Here is a 19,410-nt window from a genome sequence, read left to right on the forward strand (position 1 = left end):
ATCAATATGATCAATTTGACAATCGGAGAGAAAGTCTGGCAAGCAGTCGTTTATTTTATTCTTATTTTGCTAGCTCTACTTTGCTTACTACCCTTTCTATATGTGGTTGCTGTTTCAGTGACGCCAGAATCGGAAGTGTTAAGAAGAGGAATTGTTATTATACCAGAAACCTTTACCTTTCTAGCCTATAAAGAAGTATTCATTTCTCATGGTATCGGGCAGGCGTATAAAATTACATTGTTTCGAACAATAGTAGGAACTGCTCTCAATGTGTTCTTTACGGTAATTGCGGCATACCCGTTATCCAAAAAATATTTGCCGGGTCGAAGCCCATTTTTACTATTCATTGTCTTCACCATGATGTTTGGGGGAGGATTAATTCCGACTTATTTACTAGTCCGCTCTCTGGGATTGCTAAACAGTCCGTGGGTATTGATTATTCCAAATCTCATTAGTGCATTTAATCTGGTGATCATTAAAGGCTTTTTCGAGCAATTGCCTGCTGAAATCGAGGAATCAGCGAGGGTAGACGGTGCAAGTGAGCTTCAGTCGTTATGGCGGATCATTTTACCCTTGTCCTTGCCCGTCCTTTCCACAATCTCCTTATTTTACGCAGTCGGGCATTGGAATAGTTATTTCGATGCTATTGTTTATATCAATGATTCCAACTTAATGCCACTTCAAGTGATCTTGCGCAACATCCTGCTTAACGTCGCAACACAAAGTGCTGATTCGCTTGCCAATACCGGAGCTGTTAGTACGTTCGCTATACAAATGGCAGCAGTTGTCGTGACTACAGTTCCGATTTTGATCGTTTACCCATTTATGCAAAAGCATTTTACCAAAGGTGTACTCTTGGGATCGGTTAAAGGTTAAAAAGATATTCCAACCTGAGTTGTTACGGGGAAACCGTGATAATATAGAAGCAAAGGAGAGGTCATTATGCAACGTAAAGCGATTACATTTGCTATTCTGACAGCAATGGTCGGTGTGGGAACGGTATTGTCAGGATGTGGGGACAAAAAAGAGGTTACATCGTCAGCTACGGGTAATTCACAAGGCCAGTCTAGTCCCTTTGAAACCAAATTGAAAATTTCGATGTTTAACCAAGGTACTTTCAATGCTGCTGCTCCGATTCCTCCCCGTGAAGAAGATATCCAACGCCAAATGTTGGAGAAAGCAGTAAATATCGACTTGGAAATGATGATTCCTCAATCAGGTCAAGCAACGACTAAATTAAATACGCTCATTGCTGGAGGAGATATTCCAGATTTGATTTTCTTGAAAAGCCGGGCTGATCTCGCGCAATATTATGACCAAGGCGTTCTTGCGGATTTGACACCGTATCTGGATCAATTTCCTGAATTACAGAAACGTTTTAGCAACGACTCCTGGGAGGCGATGTCCTATCAAGGAAAAACCATTGGGGTTCCAGGTTATGATAATGTAAATGGTATCAGTCGAAGCTTCTTCATTCGCAATGATTGGCTGAAAAAGCTGAATATGGAAGTGCCAACGACACCTGACGAGTTATTCGAAGTTATGAAAGCCTTTACAGAGAAAGACCCGGACGGTAATGGCAAAAACGATACTTACGGATTCATAGGCGGCATGAATAAAGAAGGCAATCTGCAAACCTACGGCTTCGATAGTTTGATGTGGATGTTTGGCGTCAATCCTCCATCAGCCATTGATGTGAAAGACAATGAACCGGTGTTCCTGTATACCGACCCAAAAATGAAAGAGGCGCTCGCTTATATCAATAAAATGATGGAAGCCAAAGTTGTAGATCCAGACTGGGTGACAATGAATACTCCCGATTTGTTGGACCAAAAGTTATTTAAGGGTAAAGTTGGCTTCATGATAAGAGATGCACGCAGGCTGGAACCGGATTATCAGCAGAAAATGAAAGAAATCAGTGGAGAGGTGCCGGAATGGATCGTCATTCCTCCAATGATAGGTCCTTATGGTGATCAAATTGTAGAGAGAAAATCGTTCCAAGGCAATTCATGGGCCATATCCAAGAAAGCGGATAAGGACAAAATCATTCGGATCTTGTCCATGCTGAATTATCTCTTTACGGACAAAGAAGCATATCCGAATTTTGCATACGGAATTAAAGGAATTCATTGGGATTTAGTGGACGGCAAGATCAAGAATAAAACCTCCGAATTATCAAAGGAAATGAAAGAAAAGTACCTATGGGTTGACCATTATAGAATGCCGCGTCGTGGTGATGATGCTGAGTACTTCAGCTTCCAGAATCCTAAGACGGCAGAAGCTTTTGAGAACAATCAGAAATACGTGGCGCCTACTTTGCCCGGGAATTTACTGACTGAAGACCCGAACGATACATTGGCAGCTGACCGCCAACGTTTCATTAATGAAAGTTTGGTCAAATTTATGACCGGCAAAGATCCTCTTTCTAACTGGGAGAATTTCCTCAATACGTTGGATACCAAGTTTGACATGCAGAAATATAAGGACACAGTAATCAAGCAATTTAAAGAAGCGGGCTTAATTAAGTAAATCAAGTAGAAACGGCTTCGCCGTCCTTTTAAAGGACGGTACCGTTTCAGCGAGAAAGATAAGGAACATTTATGCGCGAAGCATATAAATGTTCCTTATCTTTTAAATAAAGAGAGAGGCTATAAATAGCCCCTCTCTTTATTGAAATATAAGAAAGTATAAGTTTTACTTTATACTTTCTCCTTCTATTTTTCGAAGAAACGCTTATCGTCCTTAAAAAGGACGCCGAAGGCGTTTCTTCTTATCATATGCTATTATTTGTTTAATACAGATTTAAAAGGAAGATGATAGATGCGAAGAAGAATCAGCTTGCCTTTAAAATTATTTTTTATCGTATTTGCATTTGTATTAAGCTGCATAATCTTGATAAGTCAATTGTCTTACCACTATGTCCAAAAGGAAATAAGAAAAACTGACATTTATTACACCAACCAAATACTAGACAAGGTAGATCAGTATTTCACAGTTAATTTTTCCTCCTTTCAGACGATCCTGTTCTCGGTCGAAACATCGGTGAAAGCCAACATTGACAATACAGAAGTAATTAAAAAGCAATTAAGAGAGCTGTATGAACTCAATAGTAATTACGTCAGTAATATTTATTTGATCAAAAGCGATTTATCCATTCTAGGCGGGAGTACACCTACCCGAATATTCGATGAACCTCTAGCTGAAAGAGAACCTTTGTTTGATGCGGCTGACAAGAATAGAAGGACTACATTTGTCAGTGATCCTTACAAATCTAAATATTCCGGCTGGACAGTTACGATGGTTCGATATCTGAACAGTGCTCCGTTTCCTATGGCCATTGCTGTAGATTTGGATCTAAATGCCATTGAAGAAACCTTGTTCAAGATTAATAAAAAAGAACAAATGGATTTGGCTCTAATCACCGCATCGGGAAAAATCATTGCCGGATTTTCGGAAAATAAAGGACCCATGAATATTCAAGATCATACTTTTTCAATCGGTGAAACGACGGCGGAACAAATTCTGGATACTACAGAAACAAGCCTTCAACTACATACCAAGGATGGTATTCCAGTCTCCCTTCTGAAAAAACCGACGGAGAAATTCAACTGGACCATCATCTCGATCAACGATGAATCACGCTTGAAAGCTGCTTTGTCCAGATTGGAAACCTATTATATCGGGCTTCTAGCTGCAGGTCTTCTCTTAAGTCTGTTCATTTCCTTTTTTATTGCCAAATATATAAGGACCCCTCTCTATGCGCTCAAAACAAAAATGAAGCGGGTGGAGCAAGGCCTCCTCACAACTACAATATCGATTAACCGAAACGATGAGTTTGGAGATCTCTCCCGCGCATTCGATCGTATGCTTCAGCAAATTGTGGAACTGATACGGGGAGCAGAGCTACATAATGAACTTGAGCGGAAGCTGGAAATCCAAGTGCTTCAGTCTCAAATAAACCCTCATTTTCTGTATAACACGCTTGGTTCTATCAGCAATGTCATACGACTCGGACAAATAGAGAAAGTAGATGTGGTGATCGAGTCTCTCATTTCAATATTGGAATATGGGATAGCTGATGCTTCGGAGAAGGTTTCACTACGTCAGGAATTGCAAAATGTATCGGACTATATCGCGATCCAGAACATCCGCTATAACAGGAACTTCCACTTGATTGAAAATATCGAAGCAGATTTAATAGATTTCCCAGTTTTTCGAATGCTGCTGCAGCCCCTTGTGGAGAATAGTATCTTCCATGGTTATAACGGAGGGGGGATCGAAGGCCCTATTACTATTCATGCGTACAGGAAGGGCGGCATCGTCATCATAGAAGTAGTTGATCTAGGCGAGGGAATTCCAACTGATAAAATAAAGCATATTTTGATTTCAGAACCGAGTGATGTGGAATTGAAAAGGAAAAGAATCGGGTTAAATAATATTCATGACCGAATAAAACTTCACTACGGAGAACAATTCGGGCTTCAAATCATAAGCATACCTAAGGAAATAACCCGTGTTCAAGCCTTATTCCCAGCAGGCTCGTTTAAAGGAGATGCATGATGGTGAGAGACTACACCTGCTTCATTGTTGACGATGAAGATCTAATCATTCAGAGATTGGAATTGTTTTTTAACGAGCTCTCCCATAGGGATAAGCGATTTCATTTAGTGGGAAAAGCAAAAAATGGTCTAGAGGGGATAGAGGAGATCGTAAAGCTTAAGCCGGATATCGTGATATCTGATATCGTTATGCCTCGAATGGATGGAATTTCCATGATTGAGCAGCTAAAACCAAAGCTTCCCCATACCCAATACATTCTTTTGACCGCTTATTCATCCTTTGAATACGCCCAGAGAGCTATTCAAGCCAACGTCTTGGAGTACATTGTTAAGGTTCCGCTCAGGGAAAAGGATTTAGATCGCGCTTTAGATAAGGCAGCCGGGATTTTAAATGAGGTTAAGAAAAAAGAAGCGGAATTTCAATCGTTAAACGTATCCGTGCTTGAAAATAAATATAGAGTCCGAAAGCAATTTTTTAATGAGCTTATCAGAGGCGAAATTCCTTCTCATCGGGCATCGGATTTTGCCAATCGCATGCAATTCCATTTCTTTCAAGCCAACTATTGCTGCTTCATTGTTGAAATGAATTTGTATGAAAGTTTCCGAAACGATTATTCAGCGTCTGATCAAAACATCTTGAAATATGCGATTACGAATATAATCGAAGAAACTGTGGTGAACGGTGGCAGAGGTGTAGCTGCGGATCTATCCGATAATCGTTTTATTGGCTTTCTTTCCTGGGAAAATAATCGCAGCGATATGGACACGGAATATGCTTGCCATTCATTGGGCAGTCAGATCGTCTCCCATTTACATCAATATTTGAATCAAAGGGTATCCGTAGCTTTTGGAGGTCCGCACCGAGGCTGGGAATCCATCAAACAAGCTTACATGGAAGCTAATAACGTGAGTGAGGATTTCTACTATCATGAAGAGAAAGTAGTCAAAACACCCATGCATCGGTTCCATTACCGTAATGACAAAAAGGAGGACTTTCAGCTGAAACTGGCTGATTTTCTCACATGGATACAAAGAAAAGTTTCCAAGGAAGCGCTGGAGAAAGAACTCTCTGCCTTAAACCAATTTGTGACAGATTATAAAATTCATAAGTCCATCATGGCACCTATGCTTCAAGGCTTGTACAGAGACATTACTGCGAAATTTAAATCGGGGAACTCGTTGACCACGGATGCATCAGAGTTTCCCATAAAATTCATGACATTTCGGGAGCAGCTTGCCTATATTGGCGACTTCACATTCGAATATGTACACGCTGGCCAACTTTTACATCGTATAGAAATCATGAGTGCTATGCGGTTTATAGAGAAAAACCTGAAACAGAGATTAACGCTTGAGGCGATTGCCGAGGAAGTGAATTTAGCTCCATCTTATTTTAGCAGCTTATTCAAAAAAACAATGAACGAGGGCGTTATCAGCTACATCAACCGCAAAAAAATTCACTTAGCTCTCGAGCTGTTAAATGTTCAGGATTATTCTTTATTGGAATTGTGTGAGGAAGTAGGAATTGTGAATGAAGGTTATTTTTGTAAACTATTTAAAGAATATACGGGTGATACGCCTAAGCAATATCGGATAAAAATGACACGGTATGAATCCAAATAAGGTTGCAAAAAATGTATAAATTTCTCGCGAAATCATGTAAAAAAAAGAGCATCAAAAGGCTTACCATGATAGAAGGATCTAATCATGGAGGTTATCAAAATGGAGCTTATTAAAGCAGATGTAACCGTCGTAGGCGGAGGTATTGCTGGGATATGCGCTGCCATTGCTGCCGCACGCCAAGGGCTGCAGGTTTCACTTATTAATGATCGGCCGGTTCTTGGAGGAAATGCGAGCAGCGAGGTCCGGGTTCATATCAACGGGTCAGCATATCTCGGAAACAGTCCATCCTATTATGCACGCGAGGGCGGATTGGTGGAAGAACTCAAGTTGAAGATTTTTCACTATAATCCGTTATACAACAAGAAGCTTATGCTTTCGCTTTCGGATACGGTCTTGTTGGATATGGTTTATGCTGAGCCTAACATTTCTCTATTTCTGAATACATGCGTGCATGAAACGGGCATGGAGAACGGCAGAATTAAATGGGTGGAGGGCCTTCAATTGGCTTCCGAAAGAAAATTTCGTTTCGAAAGCCGAACCTACATCGATTGCTCCGGAGATGGAGTTGTCGGATATCAAGCTGGCGCTCTCTTCCGCTGGGGGAGAGAAGCGAAGCATGAATACATGGAAGAACTGGCTCCTGAAGTGGCGGACCATTACACCATGGGCGATACGATCCTGTTTCAAGCCCGTGACGTAGAATATTCCGTTCCATTCAAAAGGCCTGGCTTTGCGTATGATATTACGAAGTTGGCTTTTTTCGATAGTATCAGAAAAGGCTTAAACCATCGGGCTTTACCAAGAAAAATCAATGGGCTTGGCGGATTGTGGTGGCTGGAATACGGTGGACATATGGATATTATCAAGAATAATGAAGACATCGCATTGGAACTGCGGAAATTGGTGTACGGGATTTGGGATTATATCAAAAATAGCGGCGAATTTGATGATGTAGACAATCTCATCTTGGATTATGTATGCCCGATTCCTGGAAAGCGGGAGTCGAGGCGGTTCATAGGGGACCACATGTTGTCTCAGAACGATCTTACAGCAAAGCCGCATTTTGAAGATGCTGTATCCGTCGGTGGATGGTATATGGATTTACATGCGAATAAGGGCATCTACGATGAGGGGCCAGCTACAGCATGGAATTTCGTGCCAGGATTGTACAATATCCCTTTCCGCAGTTTATATTCACGAAATATTCCTAATCTCATGTTTGCTGGTCGCAATATAAGTGCTACCCATGTGGCTTTCGGATCTACTAGGGTAATGGCAACCTGCGGTTGTATGGGGCAGGCGGTTGGAACGGCAGCTTCGTTATGCTTGAAATATGAGATAGACCCTGCGGCCATAGTCGAATCTCATATGGAGGAGCTGCAGGCGCTGCTGCTTCGAGATGGCCAAACGATTGTAGGGCTTCAAGAGGAATTGAATCTTTACTTCGCTGACGGATTAACTATTCGTGCCTCGTCTCAGCGCAGCTATGATAATCTTCATCCAACTGAAGAGATTCCCTTGGAGAAAGGGTTATGTTTGGTCTTGCCGATTCAGACATCCGTGGCTGAAAGTGTACGGATCAAAATTAAAAATAGGTCCGAGCATTCGGAAACTTTGCATGTAAAGCTGTTTGCCGGGGAACGGAAGGAAAACTACATTCCCACCAGCGAGTTGAAAGATTACCGCTTGGATATTGCAGCCGGTCATGACGACTGGATTACGCTAAATTTGGGCTGCAAGAAACCGGCTGACGACAAAATCTACATCGTATTGGAAGGTACGGCGAGCCTTGCCGTCTACGGCAATGAAGAAAAAATAACAGGAGCGGTCAGCTTCCATTATAGGCCGGAAGAGCCGTCCAGGCTGAAGAAATTCAATAAGAGCATTTGCTTCAAGGATCTGTTACCGTCCCAGAGTATGTATAATCCCGAGAATGTCGTCAACGGCTTCTCCAGACCTTATGGTCTACCGAACGGCTGGATTTCTGAACGTACGGAAGAACAGGAATGGTTGGAATTCTGTTTTGCAAGCCCCAAAAATGTAGACGAAATCCATCTTGTTTTCAATTCACAGTTGGATTTGGAGCATTTCAACGACCCGATCGAGTCCCTTATCCAAGATTATGATATGACCTTGACCTTAGAAGACGGAACCGAGAGGACAATCATAACTCGTGGGAATTATCTCACGTTGAATAAACATAAGGTGGATGCGAAACATGTAACCCGAATCCGGATTAATTTCTGCGCAACGTATGGTTCGCCTTATTTTGAAGTGTTTGCAGTAAAATTGTTTGCTCCTAAAATTGATAAATGAGGTCAGGTGAAGTAACGATGAAGGAATTATTCCCACGTAATGGGCTCCCCAATATAATTCAGAAATTGGAAAATGGGGATACCGTAACAATCGTCTATTTCGGCGGCAGTAATACCCGTTCTGAAGGCTACAGGGTCATGACGGCGGATTGGCTTCGTGAGAAATATCCTAAGGCGGATATCCGCACTGTGAATGCAGGCATTAATGGGACAGGATCGGATTTGGGTTGTGCCCGTTTGGAGACAGATGTACTGCGTCATCGGCCAGATCTAGTATTTGTTGAATTTGTCGGTAACGATGGCGGAGATCCCGAATCCAAGGCGCGGATGGAAGGGATTGTCCGTCAGATCCGCAAGCGGAGCCGGTTTACCGATATCCTGTTCGTTTATACGCTGAAGGAGCGGGATGTGGCCTTATTTCAGTCTGGGGAATACCAGAAGGGGGCTCTAATGCAAGAGGAAGTGGCCGACTATTATGGTATTCCTTCGATTCATCTGGGCGTAGCGGTCAGTCACTTGGTTTCGGAGGGAAAACTCGTTTTTACCTCAAGGGAAGACGTGTCCATTTCTGGAGCCGTTGTTTTTACGCATGATTCGATCCATCCGACTATTCCCGAAGGACACCAGATTTACACGGATACGATCACCCGGTCATTTGAGGCAATTATCGAACTCAGAGGTCAACAGGGAAGGTTAGTACATCACTTACCTCAGAATCCGTTGGTTCCGGCTAATCCTTGGGAGTATGCGACCATGCTGTCACTGGATAGTCTTACTACTTTTTCCGCAGGATGGTCTTACATGACGCCCGATGATTCTGCTTTAGTGCGCGAGTACAATTGGTTGTTCCCCGGCCTATGGCGAGCAGTCGATCCTGGAGAGGCTATCACGGTGCAGTTCGAGGGCACCCATATCGGGTTATTCGATATCGGGGGGCCTGATTCTGGCAGATTGAAGGTGTCGGTGGATGGCGGGGAACCCTTTATTATCGATCGATTCACACTATACAACGATCATAATCGAAATCAGTATGTATTCTTGCCGGAGCTCCCGAATGGAAAACATACGGTTCGCTTTGAAATCGATACCGAGAAGACAGACAAAGCGGCCGTGTTTGAAGCATGCGGCAATGAACGAAGTAGAGAGCATGTTCGGCAGCATCCAGATTGGTATGATCAAACGGTGATTCAGCTTGGGAAGTTGTTATTAGTGCAGCCGCCATTATAATTAATCATTAGGCTTTGTACAATTGGTAGACCTACATCATAACTGACTGCAGTTGAGCGGGCAGTTATGATGTAGGTCTCTTTTTTAAAGGACGACAAAGTCGTTTCTTCTTGCTTAAAATCTTATAAGAAATTCTTAAAATTAAAGAAATTTCACAGTTCTGTAACATGCTATGATAAAACCGACAGAGCGGGCGTAGTCAGAGGGATAAGGCTAATTGCTTCTATACGATCTTCGAACAAAGGAGGGCAACATTATTTTGAAAGCGTTATCAACACAAGGGAGGCTGTGAGTTGTATGATAAAAAGGAAGCTGTTTTTCTTAATCGTTTTCATCGTGACGATATTAGTTCCTTTCAGCCTAGTCGGAATAAGGACCGCATACGCGGAGCCCTTACCGTATAAGACGATTATCATCGATGACGGGAGCATCACGATCAATGATGTTGTGACACCTGATGTGGGTAACGAGAACAACGGATATTCAGCTCCGAATTGGACCACAAGTACAGGGGTGAAGGGATATGATAACTCCAGTTCTAAATATACGAGTACAGCAGGCAGAGCGATATCCTGGAATCCACGATTGGAAGCGGGAACGGCGAAAATTTCGTTATACAAACTTAATTGGGAAGATAAAGCAGATAGCAATGTAAAAATTGAAATCGTCCACAATGGAACGACCGATGTTCTCTATATGGATTTGCGGCCTTCATTTGGTGCTCCTGCGGGATGGGTTGATTTGGGAGAGTACTATTTTTCCGGAGTTGGTAAAGAATTCGTTAGATTAACTCGGTCTACCAGCACAACCAGCACGATAATTACTCGTGCAGATGCGGTCAAGTTTGAAGGGAATATTCAGCAAAAAGAGCCGCATAAGACGATCATCATTGATGATGGAAGCATCACGATTGATGATGTCGTCACCACTGATGTAGATAACGCAAATAACGGGTTCTCCGCTCCTTATTGGACTACAAGTACGGGAGTGAAGGGATATAATAATTCCAGTTCCAAATTTACCGATGCAGTAGGAAGAAGCATCACATGGAATCCGCGATTGGAAGCAGGGACGGCGAAAATTTCATTCAACAAGCTTGATTGGGCGGATAAAGCAGACAGTAATGTTAAAATTGAAATAGTTCACAATGGGATTACGGATGTCATGTTTATGGATCTGAGGCCCTCGTCAGGCCCATCGGCCGGATGGGTTGATTTGGGGTCCTATTATTTCAGTGGTGATGATAGCGAATTTGTCAGACTGACTCGAACGCAACCTACGACCGGAAAGATCATTACGCGGGCCGATGCGGTCAAGTTTGAAGGGAATATCCGGCAGCAAGCTCCGCCGTTGCCTCCGCTGCGCAGCCGTACATTGGCGAATCTCAGTTACACGGAAAAAGGCAGCATCGAGAATGCCAGCTACAAAGTAACCTTCTATGAGGCAGCTTGGGATGGTGGCAAATCCATCGTTCGGGATATGTTCTACAAGGACACGGATACGGGGAACTGGGTGCCTGTCAATAATGTGGCGGAAAGACTTGAAGAGCAATGGGTCTTATTGGATGGGAATGCGGGGAGTCTAACCAATTACTACGACACGATGAACAAACGCTGGATTACATTCGACGAGATTAATTTCCCTGACAGCCACACGGCGATATTAACCGATTCTTCACATGGGAGCGATTATGATTTACAAGTGAACTGGTCCATGTCAGGGGACAAACCTGATGTTTCCTTCGACTTTACACCCCGCCGGGATGGTAATTATGTGATCGGCTATCAGTCTTTCACAACTGAGCAAATCTCTGGCATCAATGAAGTATTAAATGGTTTCAGGTCACACGCCAAAATGGTAGGTTCGGTGGAATCAACAAGCTTAAGGGAGCTAAGCGCTCCAATGAGTCTGGTTGAAAAGAATGACGGTTCGGGCAATCCATTGACGTATGGGGTATTTGTACCTTCGGATGAGCTTCCGGTTGAATTTGAACCGACGGGAGGTGTTACGAAACAAAGGCTTGGCATGAGTCTTGTCAACAACGAAGGCAGCGTGCAGCCAATCTTGTATGCTCCTCAATTAGGGACTTATTCGCAAATGGCCGCAGAAAGCACTTATCAATTTCATATGGGACTAATCGCTCAAAAAATCAATTTGTATGAGTCCTACGCGGATATTCTTCGCAATGAGTATGGTTATTCTGCATACCGGGAAAATGTATCAGATCAGTCGCTTACTGACGCGATGTTCAATATGATCGATTTACTTAAGATAGAGCCGCAAGGGGATGACTCTGTTGATTATGTCCCGTCACCCAGCGGATGGTGGAGCCGTGCCAAGGGCTTTATTGACATCGAAAACGAGGATAGTGTTCGAACAAGCTCGAATGCGGTTCTTTTGGGGGCTTACTATTTGACTGGGGATGACCAGCTTTACGATACGAGAGCATTGCCGTCCGTCCAGTATGGCTTATCGCGAAATGGTATAGGCTGGTCTCCGACGCAGAAGCCAGTATACGGTGTGCCGTCGTTATGGAAAATGGCAACCTTGCCATTTGATTTTTCTAGCGTAGCCGCTGTCAATCAGATGATGGGGACTACGGCAGGAATTGGAGCGCTGGCACAGGAAGAGTACCTCGTGCGTGATCCTGACCAGAAAGACCGGGGTCCTGTCATTCAGCCCCTGATGATGTATCGTATGACGGGAGATGCGCAGTATTTACAGGCTGCCAAGGCTGCAGCCGACAGCTATATCATGCAGCATATTGATACGCCTGCATCCGTAAATGTGAGTAAAAATGAGTTCATTTATTATTATAGCAAGCTGTGGATGGAGATCTTGGAGCTTTACGAGGAAACTCAGGATCCCAAATACTTGAATGCTGCTTATAAAGAAGCCAAACGGTATGCAACGATGTTCGTTGCTCGTCCGGTTCCAGAAGGAGCCGTTACGATTCCGCAGCCTGAGACGTATAATTACGCGGAGTCGTTCCATTGGCCGGAAAGTGGTAAATATCAATATCCTCGGATCAAGCTCCCAGAAGATGTAGCCGGAGGCGTACAAGCGGATAGTTTGCTTGTCTCTCCCAATGGATTGACGTTTGAAGCGGGAAGTACAACTGGTTATTATCGGATGAATGCTCAGGAAGCTCCATTCATGCTGAGATTGTCGCTCTATACAGGCGATAAATTGCTGCAGGATATTGCTCATAATGCAGTCATCGGACGATATTCCAGCTATCCAGGTTATTACTATAAGGGCTTCGCCGTTAGTCAACTTGAACCGGAGTTTCCTCTGGAAGGCCCAAGCGGGGCTACATCCATCTATTATCACCATATACCGGGACAGCTCGGGCAAACGATGGATTATTTGATCAGCGAACAATCGTTGAAATCGAATGGAAGTATTACATTTCCTTCTGTATTTGAAACTAATTTTTTATGGTTCAAATATCACCTCTATGGAAATAAACCAGGTCATTTTTACGGTAATTCCAACGTTTGGCTCTGGATGCCTAAGGGGATAATTCAGACCAACCATTCTCAATTGAATTGGATAACGGGAGAGAGCGGGAATAAATTCTACATCGGGTTAAGCAACGAATCGGCAGCTGAAGTTCAGACTCCGATCGAATTGAATGCGCAAATCATTGGGTTCAACCCGGCACAAGATTATACCGTAACCATCATCCGCGACAATGGCACACCAGAGCAAGCGGTTATGAGTGGCGGAATCATTCAAGCCACGGTTTCAAGCAAGGGAATAACCGCTATCATTGTGGAAGGACTCAACATTGAAGTGCCGCTGCACCAGGTCAGAACTGCTGAAACATCGGATGCAAGCTATTTCTTTGATATCCACAGTCCAATAGATGCGGTTAAAGGCATGCTGATCGTCAAGCCCGACGAAACGGCCTACGATGCTTATGTGCAGGCAAAAACGACGAAACCAGCGACGATCCATTATTCCTTGGATGGCGGGGCTACGTATACAACCATTCCAGATAAGATCTATCCGATGGAATGGTCGATACGGGTAAACGATTTATCCCAAACCTTCACTTATTATGTGGAATCGGACGGGAAACAGACCCGCAAGCGGACACTCTATCTGCCTGATCAGGTAACCGAAACTCCAGTTCAACCGGATTGGCAGGAGGGTTCAACTATCATTGTGGATAATACGGAGGCAGAGACAGCAGGCGTCTGGATACGGGATACAACGGCTAACGACTATTACTATGATAACTATGTGTATGCCAAATCGACTGCCGGCACAGCGACAAGCAGAATTAAATGGAGACCTGAGCTGCCGGAAAGTGTTACTTACAGTGTCTACTATAAGCTTCCGCAAATAACCGCTGCCAGTGAAAATTGGGCAACGAATGCCTCATTTACCGTTTATTATAGCGGAGGCTCCGAGACGGTTACAGTAGATGAGACAGCGGCCAATGGGACTTGGGTGTACCTGGGTGCTTATCCTTTTGCAGCAGGCGATAGTGGGTACGTGGAATTAACCAATAAGGCCAATAAGTCACGGGTAGTTGCCGATGCGATGATGTGGGTGGACCCGAACAAGATGCCGCAATTGGAGTCTGCGGTGATCCTGTCGGATCGGAACGAACTGCAGATGACTCAAACCGCACAACTAAGCGTAACCGGCTATTTGGATAACGGTCTGATTGGTGATCTATCACAGGCAAATGTGCAGTATTTCGTTGATCGAACCGATCTGGCTAAAGTGGACAGTAGCGGTTTGTTGACCCTTCTAAGTCTCGACGGAGAAACGGATCACATTGAGGTATGGGCCACTGTAACGATTGACGGGGTGACCTTAACAACACCGCCTTTGACAATTGCGATCAGGGACCTAACGGTTATTGTCGACAGCACGAATACGACTGGGTTGTACACGACAGAAGGGTCTTGGAGCCAAAGCAATTTAGCCGGATACAAAATTGGGGTTAAGTCCCGTTACTCTACCGTTCAAGGATCTTCAGCGACGTGGAAAGGCCAGTTTCCAGAGGGGAAATATACGGTCTCCATCTACAAGCTCGTCCATACGACGGCAAACGATAATTATGTCAAAGTGGAAGTGAAGCATCAGTCGGTTACCGAGGTCACGTATATCGATGCAACCGTTGGCTCGTCGGGTTGGGTTAATCTAGGAACGTTCGACTTTACTGGAGACGGCAGCGAGTATGTTCGTTTAACAAGGGTTACTCCGACAACGGTAGATCCGCCAACTCTACCTGCCGATATGATTTATACCAGGGCTGATGCAGTCAAGTTCGAACGGCATTCCAGTAGTCTGCCGTTGCTTGCAAATGGGGTGCCAGATAAACCGACACTATCGAATAATAGCGGTGTTGCGACAGGCTTACGTGATGGCAATTATGAGGTTACGATGAATATGTGGTGGGGAAACAATGGCACATTGTATAAGTTGTACGAGAATGACCAATTGATCCAAACGAAGTCACTCGCCGATGTTTCGCCAGCTGCCCAGACTTCCATTATTCCTATTCAAGGAAAGCCGAATGGAACCTATGTGTATACATGTGAGTTATCGAATTTGTATGGAACGACTTCATGTGATCCACACACCGTCACCGTGACTGATGCGAAGCCCGGCAAACCTGTTTTGTCTAGTGACAACTGGGATCAAGATGGGGACTATAACATTGCTGCTAATATGTGGTGGGGCACGAACGCAACACAGTATCGATTATATGAAAATGGCGAACTTATTGAAACGCAATCTTTATCTTCACAAACACCAAGTGCTCAATCGGCCACTACACAAATTTCAGGGAAATCGCCTGGCATCTATCAATATCGCTGTGAGTTTATGAATGGAAGTGGAACAACGGAAAGTGATACTATACAGATTATTGTAAAATAAACCTATGAGCTGAGTGGATGAGAACGATCCATTCGGCTTTTTTATTTCTTGGAATTTAGTATTGAACTATGCAAAATGCTAATCTTTCAAGGCTCTCAACTGAGTGATATTTACACGAACAGGTAGTAGTGCTTCAGAAATCCTAGCTAAGGAATTGAAACAAGCAGGATTGCACCCGGATGAGGGAGAAGGCGTCGGATATTAGATGGAGAACGGACCAACTCCAGTGTTGTCTACTGAAGGCGGTCCGTTTTATTTATGGTCATGAGAAGTAGAGGTGAACATTATGGCGCTCGGGATCAAGTCCCAAGGGCAGGATAGTTGAAAGAGAAACAACCTAACAAGATCCGAGTGTCGAGCGACAACAACATATACCGATTAATTTCCGCGTAAATCGCGGTTTTTTTATTCAATCGAAAAGAGCCAAGAGTATGCTCCGATTGTCGTTCTTATATTAACTGATGTTACCACTGCATTGTATTCATTCTCCCCATATACCCTAAATTGCTTGTGCAAGAGAATTCATCCGTCGGATCTAAGCCTAGACGCGAGGCAGGCTACGATACTGTGAAGGGGGCATCCCCCGTTTGTTTCGGAATATACGACTCAAATAGAAGCCGTTCTCATATCCGCACAGCTGCGCAATTTTGTCGATACTAAACTCTGTTTCTAGCAGCAATTTGCTAGCCCTGTCCAGCCGTAGCCGAGTCATATATTCAGAGGGGGTCATTCCGTAAGCCGCACGAAAACGTCTCGTCAACTGCACCGGGGTAAGCTGTAGCGAGAGCGCTAAGCTCTTCATATCGACCGGACCGAAAATATTGGCGGTGATGAAGTGGGCCGCCTTCCGCATCTCCTCATCAGCAATCACCACTGTTAACCCTATTTCCTTCGGCACGTTCCTCTCCAGCTCGTACAAACGCCACATATCGCTTACGAGGTGTTGTTTTCGCTCTATTGCGGCCTTATCCTGTTCCAACGCAATTAGTCGCAAGTAGCGGTAGTCGGAGCAAAGGCGTTCGATGTCCGCGATCATCAGATTGCCAGTCAACGAGCGCTGCTCTTCAAGCGAAGGCTCCGTGTTCCATGTGAAATGAATAAAGTGAAAGGTCAAAGGCTCAAGTGTCTTCCTATGAAACCAGGTGTTTGGAGGACAGACCACCAAGCTGCCGAACCCTGCTTCGCCTTCTTGATCTTCAATGCGGTAAGTGAATCGGCCTTCTTCCACAGCCAATATTGTCCAATAGGAATAAATATCCCGGTCGAGAGCAAACGACTCTTTCTTGTCCCAATAAAAGTGAGTCACTAGCCGGATCGCAAAGTCACTTCGCATTTTATCGCCACCAATGTTATGAAATAAAGTATATGCCTTATCGTAACATGGTGTATGGAAATTGAAAAGTTGATAACATACGATGAAATCATGGATATTATAGTTCTTTAAAAGGAGATGTTCAATCATGAGGCAGGAAGTTATCATATCAGATATTACAGTCGTCGGCGGCGGCTTGGCGGGAGTAAGTGCAGCTGTTGCTGCAGCCCGTTTGGGAAGGTCCGTATCACTTATTCAGAATCGTCCTGTGCTAGGCGGAAATTCAAGCAGCGAGGTACGTGTATGGGTGTGCGGAGCTACCGCTCACGGAACGAATCGGTATGCGCGAGAAACCGGCATAATGGGTGAGCTTTTTCTTGAAAACCAGTACTGCAATATCGACGGGAATCCTTATATTTGGGATATGGTTCTCCTTGAAACGGTTCGCGCAGAGCCCAATATCCGCTTGTTTTTGAATACCGATGTTCATGAGGTGGAAGCTGACGGCGATACAGACAATAGGGTCATCCGTTCAGTTACCGGTTGGATGATGGGGTCAGAGCAGCGTATTCGTTTTGAAAGTGGCATGTTTCTAGACTGCTCGGGCGACGGACTGGTTGGATTTCTGGCCGGGGCCAAGCATCGTATCGGCCGAGAAGCGAGGGAAGAGTACAACGAGGATTGGGCACCGCCCGTTGCGGATGACATTACACTGGGAAGTACAATGTTCTTCTATACGAAGGATGTAGGCCATCAGGTCAAGTTTATACCGCCAAGTTTTGCGAAGGATATCACGAAGACGACCATTCCGATGACGCGCGTCATCCGCAGTGGCGATAATGGATGCGCTTATTGGTGGATCGAGTGGGGCGGTGAAATGGATACGGTTCTCGACAACGAACGTATCCGTGACGAGTTATGGGCGGTGATCTATGGCTTATGGGACTATATTAAAAATTCCGGCAACTTCAATGCCGACAACATGACGCTGGAGTGGGTGGGCTCGATTCCAGGCAAGCGGGAGTACCGTCGTTTCATTGGTGATTATATGCTCAACCAGAACGATATCGTTGCTCAGCGCGAGTTTGAAGACGGTGTGGCCTTCGGTGGTTGGTCTATCGATTTGCACCCGCCACAAGGGATGTATTCGACTGAAAGTGGCTCCAAGCATTTGCATGCAGACGGAGTCTATCATATTCCGTTCCGTTCCCTGTATTCTGTCAACGTGAACAATTTGATCATGGCCGGCCGCAACATCAGCGCATCGCACGTGGCTTTCGGAACGACCCGTGTCATGGCTACATGTGCCGTCATCGGCGAGGCTGCCGGCACTGGGGCTGCATTATGCGCTGAGAAAGGGGTCGTCCCACGTGAGCTATACCAGACTCATCTACGTGAACTTCAGCAAACACTGCTTCACCAAGGTGCGTCCATCATCGGTCTACGCAATGATGATGTGACCGATTTGGCACGGAGCGCAAAATTAAAAGCTTCCAGTACATTGACGCAACTAGTTGTGGAGAAGCCGATCGAAACCTATCCACTTGCTTCCGACACCGGCCTGATTTTGCCGGTCGACCCGGAGCTGAAAGGAATCGCTCTACTCGTCGATGCGGCAGAGAACACGACATTGGAACTGGAGCTATGGGACACCGGTCGCGGTGAAAACTATGTCCCGCATACGAAACAACTGGCGACATTGACTCCGGTAGCAAAAGGCACAGGACAATATGTGAGCGTGAACCTCCATTGGAAGCCGGCCACCCCACAAAACGCATTCCTCGTGGTCAAAGCCAACGAACGGCTTGCCTTACATCTGTCTAATGAGCAACAATTTGGTGTACTTGCGTTTGCGAAAGGGCAGCGCCCCATTGTTTCCCCTAATCTCGGGGATCAACAGCCAAGTCAGCCGGTCGTGCAGTGGAATATGCGTCCATTTAACCGCAAACCGATCTGCTTCCGCCTCCTCTCGCCAACGCAAGCATACGCAGCGGAAAAGGTAATCGACGGATATCACCGACCGTTTGCTGGGCCGCATCTGTGGTCGTCAGACTCGCTTCGGAAAGACTCTCCGGAGTGGCTGGAGCTCAATTGGCCAGCACCAGTTAACATTAGCACGGTGCATATCACATTTAACGACGATGTGAACGAGGATCTAATCAATCTTCATCATCACCGTACACCGTTCGAAACAATTCCTGAACTGGTCAAGGATTACCTTTTGCAGGTTGATGTGGATGGCGAATGGATTACCGTTGCCGAAGGCAAAAACAACCGTAAACGAAGAGTTGTCCATTCATTAGATCAGCTGGTTTCCTCTGATCGTCTCCGCGTTGTGGTAGAAGCGACGAACGGTTGCCCGAGAGCCGAGATCTTCGAGATTCGCGTATACGAATAGCAGACAACAAAGACCTGTCTGCAGTTCTGCAACTCCCAAGAATCGTTATATGAATCAACAAGTTTTATATCT

The 19,410-nt window shown here is 44.9% G+C and carries 9 protein-coding genes; 8 read left to right on the forward strand and 1 reads right to left on the reverse strand.

What is annotated here, in order from left to right; genetic code table 11:
* The first annotated feature begins 6 nt into the window (after positions 1-6).
* The 7 genes from MKX41_RS08870 to MKX41_RS08900 all read left to right on the forward strand — a co-directional run bounded on the left by MKX41_RS08870 (position 7) and on the right by MKX41_RS08900 (position 15,628).
* On the forward strand, positions 7-876 hold the full coding sequence (locus MKX41_RS08870) for a carbohydrate ABC transporter permease (RefSeq protein WP_313636918.1): 870 nt from the start codon (positions 7-9) through the stop codon (positions 874-876).
* Positions 877-942: 66 nt separating this feature from the next.
* Positions 943-2,529, forward strand: coding sequence for an extracellular solute-binding protein (locus tag MKX41_RS08875; RefSeq protein ID WP_340969699.1), 1,587 nt, complete (start codon positions 943-945; stop codon positions 2,527-2,529).
* Between the two features lie 291 nt (positions 2,530-2,820).
* Positions 2,821-4,560 (forward strand): sensor histidine kinase, encoded by a 1,740-nt coding sequence (locus MKX41_RS08880; RefSeq protein ID WP_340969701.1) that lies wholly within the window; start codon positions 2,821-2,823, stop codon positions 4,558-4,560.
* Positions 4,557-6,182 carry a response regulator transcription factor gene (locus MKX41_RS08885; protein WP_340969703.1) on the forward strand — a complete coding sequence of 542 codons (1,626 nt, stop codon included), beginning with the start codon at positions 4,557-4,559 and terminating at the stop codon, positions 6,180-6,182. The genes MKX41_RS08880 and MKX41_RS08885 overlap by 4 nt, the downstream gene beginning before the upstream one ends.
* A 99-nt stretch (positions 6,183-6,281) precedes the next feature.
* Positions 6,282-8,498: an FAD-dependent oxidoreductase gene (locus tag MKX41_RS08890; RefSeq protein WP_340969705.1), complete on the forward strand. Its 2,217-nt coding sequence runs from the start codon at positions 6,282-6,284 to the stop codon at positions 8,496-8,498.
* 17 nt (positions 8,499-8,515) lie between these two features.
* On the forward strand, positions 8,516-9,724 hold the full coding sequence (locus tag MKX41_RS08895) for a GDSL-type esterase/lipase family protein (protein WP_340969707.1): 1,209 nt from the start codon (positions 8,516-8,518) through the stop codon (positions 9,722-9,724).
* A gap of 297 nt (positions 9,725-10,021) precedes the next feature.
* A complete protein-coding gene (locus MKX41_RS08900) occupies positions 10,022-15,628 on the forward strand; it encodes a golvesin C-terminal-like domain-containing protein (protein WP_340969709.1) in 5,607 nt (1,868 codons plus the stop codon).
* A gap of 541 nt (positions 15,629-16,169) precedes the next feature.
* Here MKX41_RS08900 and MKX41_RS08905 read toward each other — a convergent pair.
* Complete coding sequence (locus tag MKX41_RS08905) at positions 16,170-16,961, reverse strand: helix-turn-helix domain-containing protein (protein WP_076283679.1); 792 nt, start codon at positions 16,959-16,961, stop codon at positions 16,170-16,172.
* 127 nt (positions 16,962-17,088) lie between these two features.
* Here MKX41_RS08905 and MKX41_RS08910 point away from each other — a divergent pair, with 127 nt between their 5' ends.
* Positions 17,089-19,338, forward strand: a complete 2,250-nt coding sequence (locus tag MKX41_RS08910; RefSeq protein WP_340969711.1) for an FAD-dependent oxidoreductase — start codon at positions 17,089-17,091, stop codon at positions 19,336-19,338.
* The last annotated feature ends 72 nt before the right edge of the window (positions 19,339-19,410 follow it).

Origin of the sequence: Paenibacillus sp. FSL R5-0475, assembly GCF_038004585.1 — a bacterium.
Taxonomy (GTDB): domain Bacteria; phylum Bacillota; class Bacilli; order Paenibacillales; family Paenibacillaceae; genus Paenibacillus_AQ.